Genomic DNA, 17,236 nt, shown 5'->3' on the forward strand with positions numbered 1-17,236 from the left:
GGGCTGGATTTCCCGGCCTGTGGCCGTGCTTTATGGATGATTTTGACCCGGGATGAGCCTACTTTCCCTAATTGCCGCCCTGTTGCTGGAACAGCTGCGTCCCCTGTCCCGTCGCCTGTTCCTGGACCCGGCCCTGCATTGGGCTGATTTCCTTGAAGACCGCCTGAATGCGGGGGAACGCCGCCATGGCCTGCTGGGCTGGTGCGCCGCCCTCTTGCCCCCCGTGCTGGTGGTGACCGCCGTCTATTTTCTCCTGGATTGGATCAGCCCCCTGCTGGCCTGGGCCTGGAATGTGGCGGTGCTCTATCTGACCCTGGGCTTTCGCCAGTTCAGCCACTATTTCACCGATATTCATCTAGCCTTGCGCTGCGGTGATTTGGCCCGGGCCCGCCAACTGCTGGGGGCCTGGCGGGGGCGCAGCGCCGAAAATCTCTCCTCCAGCGAGGTGGCCCGGCTGTCCATCGAAGAAGCCCTGGTGGCTTCCCACCGCCACGTTTTTGCCGTGGTGCTCTGGTTTCTGGTATTGCCCGGTCCTGCTGGGGCCATCGTCTATCGTCTGGCCGCCCTTCTGGCCCAACGCTGGGGACGGCAGCGCCGGGAGGATTTTGGCGAATTCGGGGATTTCCCCCGTCAGGCCTTTGCCCTCATCGACTGGGTGCCCGCCCGGGTGACCGCAGTGTTTTTCGCCATCGTGGGGGATTTTGAAGACGCCATTTACTGCTGGCGCAATCAGGCGGCCCAATGGGAAGACCCGGATCGGGGCGTGATTCTGGCCGCCGGGGCTGGTGCCCTGGGGGTGCGTCTGGGCCAGCCCTTGGTGGAAAACGGGGAACTCACGGAACGGGCCGATCTGGGCCTGGGGGAAGAGGCGGACGCGGATTTCATGCAAAGTACGGTGGGCTTGGTGTGGCGGGCCCTGGTGCTGTGGTTGCTGCTGCTCCTGCTCCTGGGCGTGGCTTCCTGGGTGGGGTAGCGCCTTTTCCCTGAGGGGGCGGCCCGGGCCGCCCCCTGCACTATCAGGCCCGGACGGGCCTTTTTTTATGGCCGGGGATCGGATGGGGCGGGGCGGGCCAGGATTGCCGCTCAGGGGTAAAAGGTGGCAGGTCTGCAAAGGCCTTGCAAAGCTTGGGGGGGATGATGGGGAATGCCTGTGTTTGGGGCGTCCCTTCCGGGCTGGCAGGGGCGGGCTAGAGACCGCACCAGGGGGGCGCGGCATGCTCGGTTTTGGTGCGATCCCGGAGAAAAATTCCCCGGTCATGGGCTGGGCGTTATATTAAGTCTATGAGCTGTTTGAATTTTCTCACCTGGCACGGCCTCTGCTAGGCAAGTATTAGCCAATACTGAAACGGCTATAAAACCATGAGCAAACCCACCTATTACGACGAAATGTATTGCGGCGGCAGCGATGGCGCCGTGCGGGACCACTACCGTTCCTATCTCCAGTGGCAGGGCAATACCCCAGCGGATCGCATTGCCCGCAAGCGGGTGGAGGCGGATATCGCCTTCCGCCGGGTCGGCATCACCTTTGCCGTGTATGGGGAAGAAGGGGGCACGGAGCGGCTCATTCCCTTCGACATCATTCCCCGCATCATTCCCTCCCAGGAATGGCTGACCCTGAAGGCCGGGCTGCGGCAGCGGGTGAAGACCCTGAATCTGTTTCTCCACGACATCTACCACGACCAGGAAATTCTCAAGGCCGGGAAAATCCCCCGGGAACAGGTGGAGAACAACGCCCAGTTTCGGGAAGTGATGCGGGGAGTGGATGTGGCGGCCAACACCTACGCCCACATCGCCGGGGTGGATCTGGTGCGGGCCGGGGCCGGGGAGTTCTACGTGCTGGAGGACAACCTGCGGGTGCCCTCCGGGGTGTCCTATATGCTGGAAGACCGGAAGATGATGATGCGCCTCTTCCCCGAACTCTTCGCCAGCAACAAGATTGCCCCGGTGGAACACTATCCGGATCTGCTTTTGGAAACCCTGCGGGCCTCGGCCCCCAACGGGGTGTCCGACCCCACGGTGGTGCTGCTCACCCCGGGGGCCTACAACAGCGCCTACTTCGAACACACCTTCCTGGCCCAGCAAATGGGCATTGAGCTGGTGGAAGGCCGGGACCTGTTCGTGGAGAACGACACGGTGTACATGCGCACCACCCAGGGGCCCCAACGGGTGGATGTGATCTACCGGCGTATCGACGATGACTTCATGGATCCCCAGGTGTTCCGTCCCGATTCCATGCTGGGGGTGCCGGGCATTCTGCGGGCCTACCGGGCGGGCCGGGTAACCCTGGCCAACGCCGTGGGCACCGGGGTGGCGGACGACAAGTCCATCTACCCCTATGTGCCGGACATGGTGCGTTTTTACCTGGGGGAAGAACCCATCCTGCACAACGTGCCCACCTACATGTGCCGCAAGCCGGAGGACCTGGCCTATACCCTGGCCCACCTTCCCGAGCTGGTGGTGAAGGAGGTGCACGGCGCCGGGGGCTACGGCATGCTGGTGGGGCCCGCCTCCACCCGGGCGGAAATCGAAGTCTTCCGCCAGCGTCTGGAAGCCCATCCGGACAAGTACATCGCCCAGCCCACCCTGGCCCTGTCCACCTGCCCCACCTATGTGGACGCGGGCATCGCCCCCCGCCATATCGACCTGCGCCCCTTTGTCCTGTCCGGCAAGGAAGTGACCATGGTGCCCGGCGGCCTGACCCGGGTGGCCCTGCGGGAAGGCTCCCTAGTGGTGAATTCCTCCCAAGGGGGCGGCACCAAGGACACCTGGGTGCTGGAAGACTGAGCACGGAAGCCCGGCGGTGAAAGCCGCCGGGGAGACCATCTGTAACAAGCGCGAAAAAACGGAGCACATGATGCTGAGCCGTACTGCCGACCACCTTTATTGGATGTCCCGCTATACCGAGCGGGCGGAAAACCTGGCCCGGTTGCTGGACGTGACCTACCAGATGTCCCTGGTGCCCCAGAGCGAAGCGGCGGCCAACCAGAACTGGCATGCCGTGATCGTCCTCAACAGCCTGGAAAAGCCCTTTGCGGAAGCCTACGGGGAGCCCACCGCCGCCAATGTGATGCGCTTTATGGTGCGGGACGAGGACAATCCTTCCTCCATCTACAGCTGCCTCAGTTCCACCCGGGAAAATGCCCACGCGGTGCGGGGCACCCTGACCTCGGAAATGTGGGAAACCATCAATTCCACCTGGATCGAGTTGCGCCACCAGAGCTTTGATCAGATCCGGGCCGGGGGCATCACGGAATTTTTCGAGTGGGTGAAAATGCGCACCGCCCTGATCCGGGGCGTCACCCTGGGCACCCTGCTACTGGACGAGGCCGCCCACTTCATCCGCCTGGGGGGCCTGCTGGAACGGGCCGACAACACGGCCCGCATCCTGGACGTGAAATACCACTTTCTCCAGAACGGGGACGAGGGCAACGGGGTGACGGATTTCTACCAGTGGGGTGCCTTGCTCCGCTCCCTGTCTGCCTTTGAGGTGTATCGCAAGGTGTACCGGGACGTGATTACCCCGGCTCGGGTGGTGGAACTGCTCATGCTGCGCAAGGACATGCCCCGCTCCCTGCACCACTGTCTGGATAAGGTGGATTACATGCTTAGCCTGGTGGCCAACAAGCAGTCCGCCGAGACCTGCCGCCGCTCCGGCCTGCTCCACGCCCGGCTCCATTACGCCCGCACCGAGGACATTCTGGCTGGGGGGCTGCACGAATACCTTACCGACTTCATGGATGCCATCTACGACCTGGGCAACCATATTTCCCAGGATTTCCTGGTGCCGGCCACCTGAGGCCCCTGGCCCCCGGATTTGCCCGGGGGCTGTTTTTCTTTCCGGCGGCGCCTGTCCGCCCGGCCATTGCCGGAGCGGCGGCCCGCCGTTACCATTCCTCCTTCCCTACTGCCGTCACCGTCATGACTTATTGCGTCGCCATGGGGCTCGATGCGGGCCTGGTTTTCCTTTCCGATTCCCGCACCAATGCGGGGGTGGATCACATCAACACCTTCTGCAAAATGAACGTCTGGGAGCGCCCCGGAGACCGGGTGCTGGTGCTCCTTACCTCGGGCAACCTGTCCATTAGCCAGTCCGTGGTGAATATTCTCAACGAACACCTGGGCTCCCCGGACAAGCCCAATCTCTACAACGCCCCCAATATGTTCGAGGCGGCCCGGCTGGTGGGGGACGCCCTGCGGGAGGTGCATAAGCGGGATGCGGAGGCGCTCCAGGAATTCAATGTGGAATTCGCCGCCGGCCTCATCCTGGGGGGACAGATCCGGGGCGAGGCGCCCCGCCTGTTCCAGATCTACGCCGCCGGTAATTTCATCGAATCTTCCCCCGACACCCCCTATTTCCAGATCGGCGAATCCAAGTACGGCAAGCCCATTGTGGATCGGGTGGTGAAAAAGGTGGCGGGCCTGGACGAGGCGGCCAAATGCGCCCTCATTTCCATGGATTCCACCATCCGCTCTAACCTTTCCGTGGGCCTGCCCCTGGATTTGCTGGTCTATGAAAAGGATGGCTTCCGGGTCACCCACCAGATCAAGATCGGCCAGGACAATCCCTATTTCACCCTGATCCGCAACCAGTGGGGGGAACGGCTGCGCCAGGTCTTCGCCGAACTGCCGGACCCGGAGTGGGATTGAGGCAGGCACCGATTTACCCCAATCGCCTCCTCCGGGTCCCCGGGCGGGGTGGCTCGACGGTTCTCCCGAGCCGGGATTGCTCCGGCCCCGGGGCCAGCGCTTATCCTTTGCCGGCAGAGGAACGCTCCTGGGCGGGGCTCCCCCGCCGGGGGCAGGCCCCTTGGGGCTGGCTGGGGCGGATGTTTCTGATCATGGCCTGCCTCCTGGGTCTGGGCCCCAGTGCCCTGGCCGCCCCGCCGGTTGTGCGCATCGGCGTTCTGGCCCCGGAGGGGGCCCCGGCGGCGGAGCGGGAGTGGCAGCCCTTTGCCAGCTCCTTGGAACGGGCCCTGGGGGACCGGGGGGTGCGCCTGCAAGCCTATGATCTGGCCGGGCTGCGGGGGGCGGTGGAACGCCGGGAGGTGGATTTTTTCATCGCCAGCAGCGGCTTTTTCGTGGAAATGGAAGCCAAGTCCGGGGCCATGCGCCTTGCCACCCTGGAAAGCTCCCCCCGACTTTCCCCCAGCCATAGCGTGGCTTCCACCATTCTGGTGCGGGCCGACCGGGGAGATTTGAACCGGCTTACGGACCTCAAGGGCCAGCGGGTCATGGCGGTGAGCGAGGATGCCTTCAGCGGCTACCAGCTGGCCTGGCGGGAACTGCGCCGGGCCGGGGTGGAGCCCCGGCGGGATTTTGCCGCCCTGATTTTCTCCGGCTTTCCCCTGAACCACATCGTGGAGGCGGTGGGGAAAGGGGAGGTGGATGGGGGCATTGTCCGAGCCTGCGTGCTGGAACACCTGGTGGCGGCGGGTCGGGTCAAGGCCGGGGATTTCAAGGTGCTGGGGGAGGTCCGGGGGGACGAACTGGGCTGCCGCCACTCCACCCCCCTTTATCCGGACTGGTCCCTGGCCGCCCTGCGGGGCACCCCCTATGATCTGACCCGGCGGGTCTCCCATCTACTCTTCAGCTTGCCCCCCAGCAACGGGGTGGCGTGGACCGTGCCCACGGATTACCAGCCGGTGCACGGGGTGTTCCGGGACCTGGGCATTGGTCCCTATGCGGCCCTGGGCCCCCGGGACCTGTGGTCCCTGCTGCGGGACTATTGGTGGGGCCTGGCCCTGGCTCTGCTGGTGCTGGCCGCCATGGCTGCCCACTCGGTGCGGGTGGAAGTGCTGGTCCATCGCCGCACTCGGGAACTCCAGGCGGCCCTGGAAGCCCGTCAGCAGGCGGAAGAAGCGGCCCGGCGCCAGGAAGAAAAGCTGGATCACCTGGGGCGCCTGGGGGTGCTGGGGGAAATGTCCTCCATGCTGGCCCACGAATTGGCCCAGCCCCTGGCCGCCATCGGCAATTTCGCCCGGGGCATGACCTACCGCATTCAGGGGGGCCGCCTGGACCCGGCGCCTCTGCTGGAAGGCTGCCAGACCATCGAACAGCAGGCGGAACGGGCCGCCCGGGTGATGGAGCAGGTGCGGGCCTTTTCCCGCAAGCGGCCGGTGCGCAAGGCGCCCCTGGACCTGTGTGCCCTGGCCCGGGAGACCGTGGTGCTGTTTCGCGGCATGGTGGCCCGGGCCCCGGACATCCAGCTCCATTGCGGCCCTTCCGGCGCGTCGGAGAGCGGCTGTCTGGCGGGTCTGACCGTGGAAGGGGATGCCCTGCAACTCCAGCAGGTGCTCCTCAATCTTCTGAAAAATGCCTATGACGCAGCCCGGGATTTGCCCGAAGAGCGCCGGGCCATTTCCCTGATCCTGGGCCGGGCCCCGGGCCGGGTCACTCTGGCCGTGGCGGACCGGGGTCGGGGCCTGGCCCCCGGGGACCGGGAACGGCTGTTTGAACCTTTTTTTACCACCAAGGAAGACGGGGTGGGCCTGGGGCTATCCATGTGCCAGCGCATCCTGGAAGCCCACGGTGGGGCCATCGCCGCCCATTCCCCGGAAGACGGCGGGCCCGGTCTGGTGATGGAAATCAGTCTGCCCTGCGAGGAACCTGCCCATGTCCCCTAGTTTTCCTTCCCTGGCCGAAGCCCCCCAGGCCACCATCCATGTGGTGGATGACGATGCCGCCATGCGCCGCTCCGTGGCCTTTCTGGTGGAATCCCTAGGCTGGCGGGCGGCGGAATACGGGGCGGCGGAGCAGTTTCTCGCAGCGGCCGCTGCCGGAGATCTGGGCTGCGGTTGTCTGGTGCTGGATTTGCGCATGCCCACCATGAGCGGTCTGGAGCTGCAACAGCGGCTGGGAGAAATCGGCTGTGCCCTGCCCATCGTCTTCATCACCGGCCACGGGGACGTGGGGACGGCGGTCCAGGCCATGAAGCAGGGGGCGGTGGAATTTCTGGAAAAGCCCTTCAAGGATCAGGCTCTCCTGGACGCCATTGCCCAGGCGGTGCGCCGCTCCGTGGCCGAAACCAGCCAGCAGGATGCCTGGAAGGCAGCCCGGGAACGCTTTTTCAGCCTCACCGAGCGGGAACGGGAAGTGGCCGTGGGCCTGGCCCGGGGCTGGAGTTACAAGGCCATCGCCCGGGCCATGGGCATCAGCGACAAGACGGTCCAGGCCCACCGCAACCATCTGGTGGAAAAGCTGGATCTCCGTTCGGCGGCGGAATTGGCCCAGCTAATTATGAAAATCGCCCCGGAACTGCTGGCGGAGTCCTAGTCACTCCGCCCGCGTCCGGGGCGCCAAAGCCGCTACGGCCAGGGGGCGAGGCTTAGTAGCGGGCGTCCTTGGGCTTGCCGCCCTTGGGCCAGTCATTCACCTTGGCCGGGAAATCGGGCCGGGGCTGGTGAGAGAAATATTCCGCCACATCCACCGCCTCCTGATCGTTCAGGACGCCGCCTTGCCCCAGGGGGGCGTTGAGGCCGTGGCCGATGGGCATGTTGTTTTTGACAAAGGCCGCCGCCGTGTAGGTCCGGGCCATGCCCGCCCCCACATTGAAGGAGTCCTTGCCCCACAGGGGCGGGAACACATATTCGCCCCGGGCGTTCTTCACCCCTTCCCCGTTCTGGCCGTGGCAGACGGCACATTGGGCGTCATAGACCCGCTTGCCATTCACCGGATCGGGCAGCAAATCCTTGTTGATTTTGCCCACCCCGCCCCCCTGGACCTTGCCGTTGGCCGGGGTGTCTTTGGAGAGCCAGTTCATGTAGGCCACCATGGCCTGCATTTCCTTGGATTCCGGGGGCACCTTGCTGCCGTTCATGGAGCGCAGGAAACAGCCGTTGATGCGCTCTTCCAGGGTGACCACCCGGCCAGCCCGGGGATTGTAGGCCGGGTAACGGTGGGCCACTCCGACGAAGGGGGAACCCTTGGGGGTTTTGCCCCCGGCCAGGTGGCAGCTGGTGCAATTGAGGGCATCCCCCACATGGTCCGGCAGCAGGCGCTTGGTTTCCGTTAGCAGGCGGCGACCATAGCGGATCTGGTCCCCCTGGGGTCCGGGGGGCAGGGCGCTGTCGTGGGGCGCCCGGATTTTGGGCAGATTCGCCGGGGCCTTGGCCTGGGCGCCGTCGTTATCGGCCCGGGCCGGGAGATTGAGGGCTCCCAGGCTGACCAGGATGCCCAGGCAGGCCAGGGTGAGGGGACGCAGCCCCGGGCGTTGGCGGATTGTTTTTGTGGTTTTCATGGTGCTCTCCTCACTCATGGGCCGGGGGCAGGGCGCTGCGCACAGCGGCCACCTCGCCCAGGCTCACCCGGTCGGCCCGGTTGCCCCAGCTGCTGCGGATAAAGTTCAGGATGTCCGTGGCCTCCTGGTCGCTCAGCTGGGTGAAGGCGGGCATGGCGAAATGGAGCTTGTCGTGCTGGGTGGTGGCCATGTGGCCGCCGGCCAGGACAATACGGATCAGGGAAGTGGGGTCCTTGGCCATCACCGAGGGATTGCCCGCCAGGGCGGGGAAGACCCGGGAGAAGCCGGTGCCGTCGGCCCGGTGGCAGGTGACGCAGAATTCCACGTAGCCCGTGGCCCCCGCCTGACGGTAGTCCCCCGCGTTAAGGGCTTGCAGGGTCCGGCCCCCATCCGCAGGCGGTGTGTCCGTCAGGTTGTTTTTGCCCGGGGGCAGGGATTTCAGATAGGTGGCGATGGCCAGCAGGTCTCCGTCCGTCAAATGCTGGGTGCTGTGGCTCACCACCTCGGTCATGGCGCCGAAGGCGGCGGCCTGGCTGGTACGGCCCGTCTTCAGGAGCTGGACGATGTCGGTGGTGCTCCAGCGGCCCAAGCCGGGGCCGGATTCACCCCGCAGGCTCTTGGCGTACCAGCCGTCGATCTTGGCCCCAGCCAGATACTGGTCCCCGTCCGCCTGGCTCAGGGCCTTTTCCTGATAGCCCAGGCCCCGGGGGGTATGGCAGGAGCCGCAGTGGCCCAGGCTTTGCACCAGATAGGCGCCCCGGTTCCAGGTGGCGTCCTGGGTGGCCAGGGGCTGGAAGCGCTCCGCCTTGACGAAGAGCCAGTCCCAGATGGCCAGGGGCCAGCGCATGCTGAGCAGCCAGGGAATGTCGTTGTCCCGATTGGCCTGGGCCACCGGTTTCACCCCGGCCATGAAATAGGCGTAGAGGGCTTCCATGTCCTGGTCCGTGACCTTGGCGTAGGACGGGTAAGGCATGGCCGGATAGAGCCGGTGGCCATCCGCCGCCACCCCTTGGCGCACCGCCCGGACAAATTCCGGATAGGTGTATTGGCCGATGCCATAGCGGGGATCGGGGGTGATGTTGGTGGAGTAGAGGGTGCCGATGGGCATTTTCATGGCCAGGCCCCCGGCGAAGGGTTGGCCCTGGGGCCCGGTGTGGCAGGCAATGCAGTCCCCGGCCTGGGCCAGGTAGGCCCCCTGACGTACCAGTTCGGGGGCAAAGGCGCGGGGGGCGGCGGCTTGATTGAGGCCCAGGGCCGGATAGGCGGTGGCCAGCAGGGTGGCGCAGATCCCCCCTCCGACTCCGCCCATCCACCAGGTTTTCTTGTTCATGGCGTATCTCCCTTGTTATGCCGGGGGTCCCGGGGCGGTGGGCTTCAGGCCCATCCGATCCTGCCCGGGACCATGGACCAAGCTTAGGCGAGGCCCCCCGGGCCGCCTATCCGCAAAACTGCCGGGGCCCTCGGCAATTTCGTGTATTGACCGGGGCCGGGTTGGGGGCTCGGGAAAGGCAACGGGGGGACGGGGGGTTATGACAAGGGCCTGTCCGCCGCCCCGGGGGGGCGGCCCGCTCCAGCCGCGTCAGCCAATTGCAATATGGGCTCCCTACACTGGTCCGGTTTTCCCCCGTTTGGGGCCGTGCCCGTGCCAGCCGTTTTTGCTTGCCCCATCCCGCCCCTAGCCCGGGAGCCAGGCCCCGATTCGGTGCGACAGGGGAGGGGGTGCCCGGCCCTGGTGCGGTGCGGGCCAGGGAAGGGCGGACCGGAAAGCCTGGAGCCTGGCGCTTTAGGGCCGGGGCGGGCCGGGCCGGATCGGGCCAGATCAGGGCAAAGGCCCCCTGATCCCCGGGGCTGGCGGGCAGGGGAGGGTTCCCTCCGGCCCCGGGCCAGCTTCCGGTCGTTAGCTATTCCGGCGGAATTTTTTCCCTGGTCCGGCTCTTGCTAACGGGCTATATATCTCGCGCTGCGGAGTTTCCTGTGTCCCTACACGTCGCCTTGAACCACGTTACCCACTATCACTACGACCGGCCCATTCAGCTGGGGCCCCAGGTGGTGCGCCTGCGCCCCGCCCCCCACAGCCGGACGCCCATCCTGTCCTATTCCCTCAAGGTGACGCCGGAGCAGCATTTCATCAACTGGCAGCAGGACCCCCAGGCCAATTACCTGGCCCGGCTGGTGTTTCCGGAAAAGACCCGGGAACTACGGGTGGAGGTGGATCTGGTGGCGGAAATGACCGTCATCAATCCCTTTGATTTTTTCCTCGAGCCCCGGGCGGAAAAAATCCCCTTCACCTACGAATCCCTGCAACGCCACGAGCTGGCCCCCTATCTCTACCAGCTGCCCGCCACCCCCCGCTTTCAGCGCTATCTGGCGGCCATTCCCAAGGCCCCGGCCCCCAGCGTGGATTTTCTGGTGGCCATTAATCAGCGCCTGTCCCAGGACATTGCCTACACCATCCGTCTGGAGCCCGGGGTCCAGACTCCGGAGGAAACCCTGACCAAGGGGTCCGGCTCCTGCCGGGATTCGGCCTGGCTGCTCTGCCAGCTGCTGCGCCATCTGGGCCTGGCGGCCCGCTTCGTGTCCGGCTACCTGATTCAACTGAAGGCGGATGTGAAATCCCTGGACGGCCCCTCCGGCCCGGAACAGGACTTCACCGACCTCCACGCCTGGTGCGAGGTCTATCTCCCCGGGGCGGGCTGGGTGGGCCTGGACCCCACCTCCGGCCTTTTTGCCGGGGAGGGTCACATTCCCCTGGCCTGCTCCCCCGAGCCCGGCTCCGCCGCCCCCATCACCGGCCTGGTGGATGAGTGCGAGTGCGAGTTTTCCCACCACATGGGGGTGGCCCGCATCTGGGAAGCGCCCCGGGTGACCAAGCCCTACACGGAGGCGGAGTGGCAGACCATTGAAGCCCTGGGCCACCGGGTGGACCAGGATCTGGAAGCCCAGGACGTGCGCCTCACCATGGGGGGAGAACCCACCTTCGTATCCATGGATGACCCGGATGGGGCGGAATGGAATACGGAAGCCCTGGGGCCGAAAAAGCGCTTTCTGGCGGCGGATCTGTTCCATCGCCTGCGGGAAAAATACGCGCCCCAGGGCCTCATGCACTTTGGCCAGGGCAAGTGGTATCCGGGGGAACAGCTGCCCCGCTGGTCCCTCAACTGCTTCTGGCGCCGGGACGGCCAGCCCCTCTGGGAAAATCCCGAGCTTTACGCGGACGAGTCCCAGAATTACGGGGCGGACGAAAAAAAGGCCGGCCTTTTCCTGGCCGAAGTGGCGGAGCGCCTGGGCCTGGAATCCCGCCATGTCTTCCCCGCCTATGAGGACGTGTTCTATTACCTGTGGCGGGAACGGCGCCTGCCCGCCAATGTGGATCCCTTCGATTCCAAGCTGGAAGACCCCCTGGAACGGGAACGGCTGATGCGCATCTACACCCGGGGCCTGCCCCAGGCCGTGGGCCAGGTGCTGCCCTTGATGCGCAATCCGGCCAGCGGCCAGTGGCAGACCGGGCCCTGGTTCCTCCGGGGCGACCGCTGCTATCTGGTGCCCGGGGATTCCCCCCTGGGCTACCGCCTGCCCCTGGATTCCCAGCCCTGGGTGAGCCGGGCCGAGTACCCCTATCTGCACCAGCCCGACCCCGCCGCCCCCTATCCGCCCCTGTCCCCCTACCGGCCCATTCGCTCCCAGGCCCGTCAGGCGGCCTCCCCCGTCCCGGCCGGGACGCACCGGGCGGCCCATGCCGCCGGGCTGTGCACCGAGCCCCATCCCCATGCCGGAGAATCAGCTGCCTGGATTACCCGCACCGCCCTCTGCGCCGAGCCCCGCCATGGGGTGATGTACATTTTCATGCCCCCCACGGGCTGCCTGGAGGACTACCTGGAGGTGCTGTCCGCCGTGGAAGCCACCGCCGCCGCCCAGCACATGCCCGTGGTGCTGGAAGGCTACGAGCCCCCCGCCGATCCCCGCCTGGACCATTTCCGGGTCACCCCGGACCCGGGGGTGATCGAGGTCAATATCCATCCCTCCCGCAGCTGGGATGAGCTGGTGGACCGGACCACCCACCTCTATGAGGCGGCCCACCAGTCCCGCCTGTCCACGGAAAAATTCATGCTGGATGGCCGTCATACGGGCACCGGGGGAGGCAATCACATGGTGCTGGGGGGCGCCGGACCGGCGGATTCCCCCTTCCTGCGCCGCCCCGACCTGCTGCGCAGCCTGGTTTCCTACTGGCACAACCACCCCAGCCTGTCCTACCTGTTCTCCGGGCTCTTCATCGGCCCCACCTCCCAGGCGCCCCGGGTGGATGAGGCCCGTAACGACGCCCTCTACGAGTTGGAAATCGCCTTCCGCCAATTCCCTGCCCCTGGGGAGCCTGTGCCTCCCTGGCTGGTGGACCGGCTGCTGCGCAATCTGCTGGTGGACGTTACCGGCAATACCCACCGTTCCGAATTCTGTATCGACAAGCTCTTTTCTCCGGACGGCCCCACGGGGCGCCTGGGGCTTTTGGAACTGCGGGCCTTTGAAATGCCGCCCCATGCCCGCATGAGCCTGACCCAGCAACTCCTGCTCCGGGCCCTGGTGGCCCGCTTTTGGAAAACGCCCTATGCCCCGGAACGCCTGGCCCGCTGGGGCACGGAGCTCCACGACCGGTTCATGCTGCCCCATTTCCTGGCCCAGGATTTCAACGATGTGCTGGCGGAAATGGGGGCGGCGGGTTATCCCCTGGAACCCCGCTGGTTCGCTCCCCATTTTGAATTCCGCTTCCCCAAAATCGGCCGGTTTGCCACCCAGGGAGCGGAACTGGAACTGCGCCACGCCCTGGAACCCTGGCATGTGATGGGGGAAGAGGGCGCCGTGGGGGGCACGGTGCGTTACGTGGATTCCTCCGTGGAGCGGCTCCAGGTCAAGGTCACGGGCCTGGCGCCGGATCGCTTTGTGGTCACCTGCAACGGCCATCCGGTGCCCCTGCGGCCCACCGGGGTGGTGGGGGAATATGTGGCCGGGGTGCGTTACCGGGCCTGGCAACCCGCCTCCTGCCTCCATCCCACCATCGGCGTCCATGCCCCCCTGGTTTTCGACCTGGTGGATACCTGGATGCAGCGCTCCCTGGGGGGCTGCCAGTACCATGTGAGCCATCCGGGCGGACGCAATTTCGAAACCTTCCCGGTGAATGCTTTTGAAGCGGAAAGCCGCCGCCAGGCCCGCTTTTTTCCCATGGGCCATACGCCGGGGGGGCTGGCCGTGTCCGCTGCTTTAGAGGACGAGGCCACCAACCCGGCCTTCCCGTTTACGCTAGACTTGCGCCGCGTCTGAGCCTCCCGGTGAGCCGGGCCAGCGCCCCCGTCCGGGGGCCTTGTCCGCCGCCGGGGGCCGTATTTTTCTCCCTTATCCTGTCTCTCCCTTTCCATGGCCCGTACCCTGCTTTCCGCCTATGCCCAGTCTTCCGGCCGCTACGATGAATTAATGGCGCCGGACGGGCAGGTGCGGCCCCACTGGGAAACCTTTTTCAATCACCTGGACAGGGCCTCCCCGGAACAGATGCGCCAGCGGCGGGCCTTTGCCGCCCGGCGCATCCAGGAAAACGGGGTCACCTACAACGTCTATGCGGACCCCAAGGGGGCGGACCGGCCCTGGGAACTGGATCTGCTGCCCCTCATCCTGCCGGCGGAGGAATGGCAGTCCCTGGCCGGGGCGGTGGCCCAGCGGGCCCGGCTGCTCAACGCCATCCTGGCGGACATTTACGGGCCCCAGCAACTGCTGGCGGAAGGCCTGATTCCCCCGGCCCTGGTCTATGGCCACGGGGGCTATCTGTGGCCCTGCCGGGGCGTGGCCCAGGCGGACAACACCTATCTGCACTTTTACGCGGTGGATCTGGCCCGCTCCCCGGACGGCCGCTGGTGGGTCATTGCGGACCGCAGCCAGGCCCCTTCCGGGGCGGGCTATTCCCTGGAAAACCGGCTCATCGTCTCCCGGGTGTTTCCCGAGTTGTTCCGGGATTTGAAGGTGGAGCATCTGGCCTCCTTTTTCCGGGGCATCCAGGAACAGCTCACCTACCAGGCCCCCTGCGACCCGGGGGAGGTGCCCCTGATCGTTCTTCTCACCCCTGGGCCCTACAACGAAACCTATTTTGAACACGCCTATCTGGCCCGCTACCTGGGCTTTCCCCTGGTGGAAGGTCAGGATCTGACGGTGCGGGGGGAGACGGTTTTCCTCAAGACCCTCACCGGCCTGCGCCGGGTCCATGCCATTCTGCGGCGCCAGGACGACGATTTCTGCGATCCCCTGGAATTGCGGGGGGATTCGGCCCTGGGGGTGCCCGGGCTGCTCCAGGCGGTGCGGGCGGGCCGGGTGCTGGTGGCCAACGCCCTGGGCAGCGGGGTGCTGGAATCCGCCGCTCTGCTGGGTTTTCTCCCCGCCATCAGCCGCCGCCTGTTGGGGGAGGAGCTGCGCATGCCCTCCATTGCCACCTGGTGGTGCGGCGAGGCCCCGGCCCTGGATTACACCCGGAAACACCTGGACAAGCTGGTGATCAAGCCCACCTTCCCGGGGAAGCGCATCGATCCCATTTTCGGCGCCGATCTCAAGGGCCGGGACCGGGAAGCCCTGCTGGCGGCCCTGGAAGCCCAGCCCCAGGCCTATGTGGCCCAGGAACTAGTGAGCCTGTCCCAGGCCCCCATCTGGAGCCGCACCCATGAGCGCCGCCTCCATTCCCGGGCCGTGGGCCTGCGGGTCTATGCGGCGGCCACCCCGGAGGGTTATGTGGTGATGCCCGGGGGCCTGACCCGGGCGGCGGGCAGTGCCAACGCCCGGGTGATATCCATGCAGCGGGGCGGTAGCAGCAAGGACACCTGGGTGTTGAGCGAAGGCCCGGTATCCACCTTCTCTCTGCTGAAAACCTCCATCGGCCTGCGGGATCTGGTCCGGGGCGGACGCCACCTCTCCTCCCGGGTGGTGGAAAACCTCTTCTGGTTGGGCCGCTATTCGGAACGCTGCGACGCCCTGGCCCGCTTCCTCCGCATGGTGTTGAGCCGCCTGGTGGAAGGGGGGGGCAAGCCCGGTCCGGCCCTGGCCTCCGCCCTGGAAGTGGGGGTGGGCCTGGGCCTGGTGCCGCCTCGGGGCGAGGCCGAGGAAGGCTATGCCTCGGACCTGTCCCACCGGCTCACCACCGCCATCCTGGAGGAAGACTGGGGGGCCGGGCTGGCGGCCAATCTGCGCCGCCTCCACTGGTCCGCTACCCAGGTGCGGGAGCGGCTTTCCCTGGACCACTGGCACGCCATCAACCGGCTCATCCAGGACTGGCAGGGGGTGCTCCAGAGCCGGGCGGAACTGGCGGAAATCCTCGCCTTCCTCGACCAGACCCTGCTCTCCCTGGCGGCCCTGGCCGGTTTCACCATCGACAACATGACCCGGGACCCGGGCTGGCGTTTCCACGTCCTGGGGCGGCGCCTGGAGCGGCTCCAGTTTCTGTCCTCCGCCGTGGGCCGCTTCCTGGATCGGGACGGCCCGGCCCCCCTGCATCGTCGGGAGGGCCTGGAATGGCTCCTGGAGCAGGCGGACAGCAGCATTACCTACCGCTCCCGCTATCTGGCTCAGCCCCAGTTACTGCCGGTGCTGGACCTGGTGGTGCTGGACGAGGACAACCCCCATTCCGTGGCCTTCCAGGTGCGGGTGGCCAGCCGCTATCTGAACCGGCTGGTGAAGGAATTGGGGGGGGACCCCAGCTCCGAATTGGATGAACTGCTGCTGCGCCTCAATGGGGTGGATTTGTCCGCCCTGGATGGGGAGGAAGGGGAACCGGGGGGCGTGCGGGCCGCCTGCGGGGAAATGTCCGACCATTTGGGGGCCCTGTCCGCTATGGTCTATGAATTGTCGGACCGTCTGGCCATGCGCTATTTCACCCATGTGGGGGACGTGAGCCGCCAGATTCTGGCGGCCTGAGCACACCATGGCCGAACTTCCCCTTACCCTGCCCGGGGACAAGCTTCCCTCGCCCTTGCCGGAGGCCGATGGCCTTCTGGCGGCCGGTGCCGACCAGGCCAGCTACCGGGTGATCCACGAAACCGAATACCGCTACGGCCATCCCGTGGCCCTGTCCCAGCAGCTGCTCCATCTGGCCCCTCGGGACCTGCCCTGGCAGCACATCCGTTCCCAGGCCTTAAGCCTGAGCCCGGAACCGGCCCTGCGCCTCACCCGCCAGGACGCCTTTGGCAATCCGGTGACCCTGCTGGCCTTTGAAACCCCCCATGACTGCCTGGTGGTGCGGGCGGAAACCCGGGTCACGGTGTTTTCCCACCTGCCGGACCCGGGGGCGGGCCAGGGGCCGGACTGGGAAACAGCCGTCGCCCTGTTCCGCTACTCCGGGGCCAGCCATCCTCCGGCCCCCCTGGTGCTGGCCGCCAGCCAGTTTCTCTTTGCCTCACCCTTCGTGCCCCTGGCTTCGGCTTTTGCCGCCTTTGCCGCCGATTGCTTCCCCCCGGGGCGGTCCGTGCTGGCCGGGGCCCGGGCCCTGATGGGCAAAATTCACCGAGAATTCCAGTTCGATGAGGAGGCTACCTCCGTGGCCACCCCGGTGGCGGAGGTGCTGGAAAAGCGCCGGGGGGTGTGCCAGGACTTCGCCCATCTCATGTTGGCCTGCCTGCGCTCCCTGGGCCTGCCGGCCCGTTACATGAGCGGCTACATCCTCACCCTGCCGCCTCCGGGCCAGCCCCGGCTGGTGGGGGCGGATGCTTCCCATGCCTGGGTGTCCCTCTATTGCCCGGAGGTGGGCTGGGTGGATCTGGACCCCACCAATAATCTTCTGCCCGACCTGCAACACATTACCCTGGCCTGGGGCCGGGATTTCAGCGACGTTTCCCCCATGCGGGGGGTGATCCTGGGGGGGGGCGCCCACGACCTGGAGGTGCGGGTTACGGTGCAGCCGGAGCAAAGCCCGGAGCCCGGGGCTGCGCCGGCAGTTCCCAGCCCCTAGGCCCCATCCGGCTTGGCGTTCCCGGGGGAGGGGTG

At 66.4% G+C, this 17,236-nt stretch carries 11 protein-coding genes; 9 read left to right on the plus strand and 2 right to left on the minus strand.

All coding sequences use genetic code 11. The features are described 5' to 3' along the window. The first annotated feature begins 52 nt into the window (after positions 1–52). From Azoinq_RS11630 to Azoinq_RS11655, 6 genes are all read left to right on the plus strand, one after another. Positions 53–973 carry a CobD/CbiB family protein gene (locus Azoinq_RS11630; protein ID WP_216128902.1) on the plus strand — a complete coding sequence of 307 codons (921 nt, stop codon included), beginning with the start codon at positions 53–55 and terminating at the stop codon, positions 971–973. 386 nt (positions 974–1,359) lie between these two features. Beyond that, positions 1,360–2,784, plus strand: a complete 1,425-nt coding sequence (locus Azoinq_RS11635; protein ID WP_216128900.1) for a circularly permuted type 2 ATP-grasp protein — start codon at positions 1,360–1,362, stop codon at positions 2,782–2,784. 70 nt (positions 2,785–2,854) lie between these two features. Next, a complete protein-coding gene (locus Azoinq_RS11640) occupies positions 2,855–3,796 on the plus strand; it encodes an alpha-E domain-containing protein (RefSeq protein ID WP_216132002.1) in 942 nt (313 codons plus the stop codon). A gap of 122 nt (positions 3,797–3,918) precedes the next feature. After that, complete coding sequence (locus Azoinq_RS11645) at positions 3,919–4,647, plus strand: proteasome-type protease (RefSeq protein ID WP_216128898.1); 729 nt, start codon at positions 3,919–3,921, stop codon at positions 4,645–4,647. Between the two features lie 179 nt (positions 4,648–4,826). Next, the gene (locus Azoinq_RS11650) at positions 4,827–6,623 is read left to right on the plus strand and encodes a sensor histidine kinase (protein WP_216128896.1); all 1,797 of its coding nucleotides are present in this window, start codon (positions 4,827–4,829) and stop codon (positions 6,621–6,623) included. After that, positions 6,613–7,272, plus strand: a complete 660-nt coding sequence (locus Azoinq_RS11655; RefSeq protein WP_216128894.1) for a response regulator transcription factor — start codon at positions 6,613–6,615, stop codon at positions 7,270–7,272. Before Azoinq_RS11650 ends, Azoinq_RS11655 begins: the two co-directional genes overlap by 11 nt. 52 nt (positions 7,273–7,324) lie before the next feature. Here the strand turns inward: Azoinq_RS11655 and Azoinq_RS11660 are convergent, their stop codons facing one another. Both Azoinq_RS11660 and Azoinq_RS11665 read right to left on the minus strand, forming a co-directional pair. Next, complete coding sequence (locus Azoinq_RS11660) at positions 7,325–8,236, minus strand: c-type cytochrome (protein ID WP_232368475.1); 912 nt, start codon at positions 8,234–8,236, stop codon at positions 7,325–7,327. A gap of 10 nt (positions 8,237–8,246) precedes the next feature. Beyond that, a complete protein-coding gene (locus Azoinq_RS11665) occupies positions 8,247–9,566 on the minus strand; it encodes a cytochrome c (RefSeq protein ID WP_216128890.1) in 1,320 nt (439 codons plus the stop codon). 644 nt (positions 9,567–10,210) lie between these two features. Here Azoinq_RS11665 and Azoinq_RS11670 point away from each other — a divergent pair. From Azoinq_RS11670 to Azoinq_RS11680, 3 genes are all read left to right on the plus strand, one after another. Then, positions 10,211–13,546: a transglutaminase family protein gene (locus Azoinq_RS11670; protein ID WP_216128887.1), complete on the plus strand. Its 3,336-nt coding sequence runs from the start codon at positions 10,211–10,213 to the stop codon at positions 13,544–13,546. A gap of 93 nt (positions 13,547–13,639) precedes the next feature. Beyond that, complete coding sequence (locus Azoinq_RS11675; RefSeq protein WP_216128885.1) at positions 13,640–16,171, plus strand: circularly permuted type 2 ATP-grasp protein; 2,532 nt, start codon at positions 13,640–13,642, stop codon at positions 16,169–16,171. A 7-nt stretch (positions 16,172–16,178) separates the two neighbouring features. Continuing rightward, positions 16,179–17,201, plus strand: coding sequence for a transglutaminase family protein (locus Azoinq_RS11680; RefSeq protein ID WP_216128883.1), 1,023 nt, complete (start codon positions 16,179–16,181; stop codon positions 17,199–17,201). Positions 17,202–17,236: the final 35 nt, after the last annotated feature.

Origin of the sequence: Azospira inquinata, assembly GCF_018905915.1 — a bacterium.
Taxonomy (GTDB): Bacteria; Pseudomonadota; Gammaproteobacteria; order Burkholderiales; family Rhodocyclaceae; genus Azospira; species Azospira inquinata.

What these genes read in the sequence shown, in the direction of transcription:
- Azoinq_RS11675 (WP_216128885.1), top strand. Translation starts at nt 13,640, where the DNA reads ATGGCCCGTACCCTGCTTTCCGCCTATGCCCAGTCTTCCGGCCGCTAC.
- Azoinq_RS11635 (WP_216128900.1), top strand. Translation starts at nt 1,360, where the DNA reads ATGAGCAAACCCACCTATTACGACGAAATGTATTGCGGCGGCAGCGAT.
- Azoinq_RS11640 (WP_216132002.1), top strand. Translation starts at nt 2,855, where the DNA reads ATGCTGAGCCGTACTGCCGACCACCTTTATTGGATGTCCCGCTATACC.
- Azoinq_RS11655 (WP_216128894.1), top strand. Translation starts at nt 6,613, where the DNA reads ATGTCCCCTAGTTTTCCTTCCCTGGCCGAAGCCCCCCAGGCCACCATC.
- Azoinq_RS11665 (WP_216128890.1), bottom strand. Translation starts at nt 9,566, where the DNA reads ATGAACAAGAAAACCTGGTGGATGGGCGGAGTCGGAGGGGGGATCTGC.
- Azoinq_RS11680 (WP_216128883.1), top strand. Translation starts at nt 16,179, where the DNA reads ATGGCCGAACTTCCCCTTACCCTGCCCGGGGACAAGCTTCCCTCGCCC.
- Azoinq_RS11645 (WP_216128898.1), top strand. Translation starts at nt 3,919, where the DNA reads ATGACTTATTGCGTCGCCATGGGGCTCGATGCGGGCCTGGTTTTCCTT.
- Azoinq_RS11650 (WP_216128896.1), top strand. Translation starts at nt 4,827, where the DNA reads ATGTTTCTGATCATGGCCTGCCTCCTGGGTCTGGGCCCCAGTGCCCTG.
- Azoinq_RS11630 (WP_216128902.1), top strand. Translation starts at nt 53, where the DNA reads ATGAGCCTACTTTCCCTAATTGCCGCCCTGTTGCTGGAACAGCTGCGT.
- Azoinq_RS11660 (WP_232368475.1), bottom strand. Translation starts at nt 8,236, where the DNA reads ATGAAAACCACAAAAACAATCCGCCAACGCCCGGGGCTGCGTCCCCTC.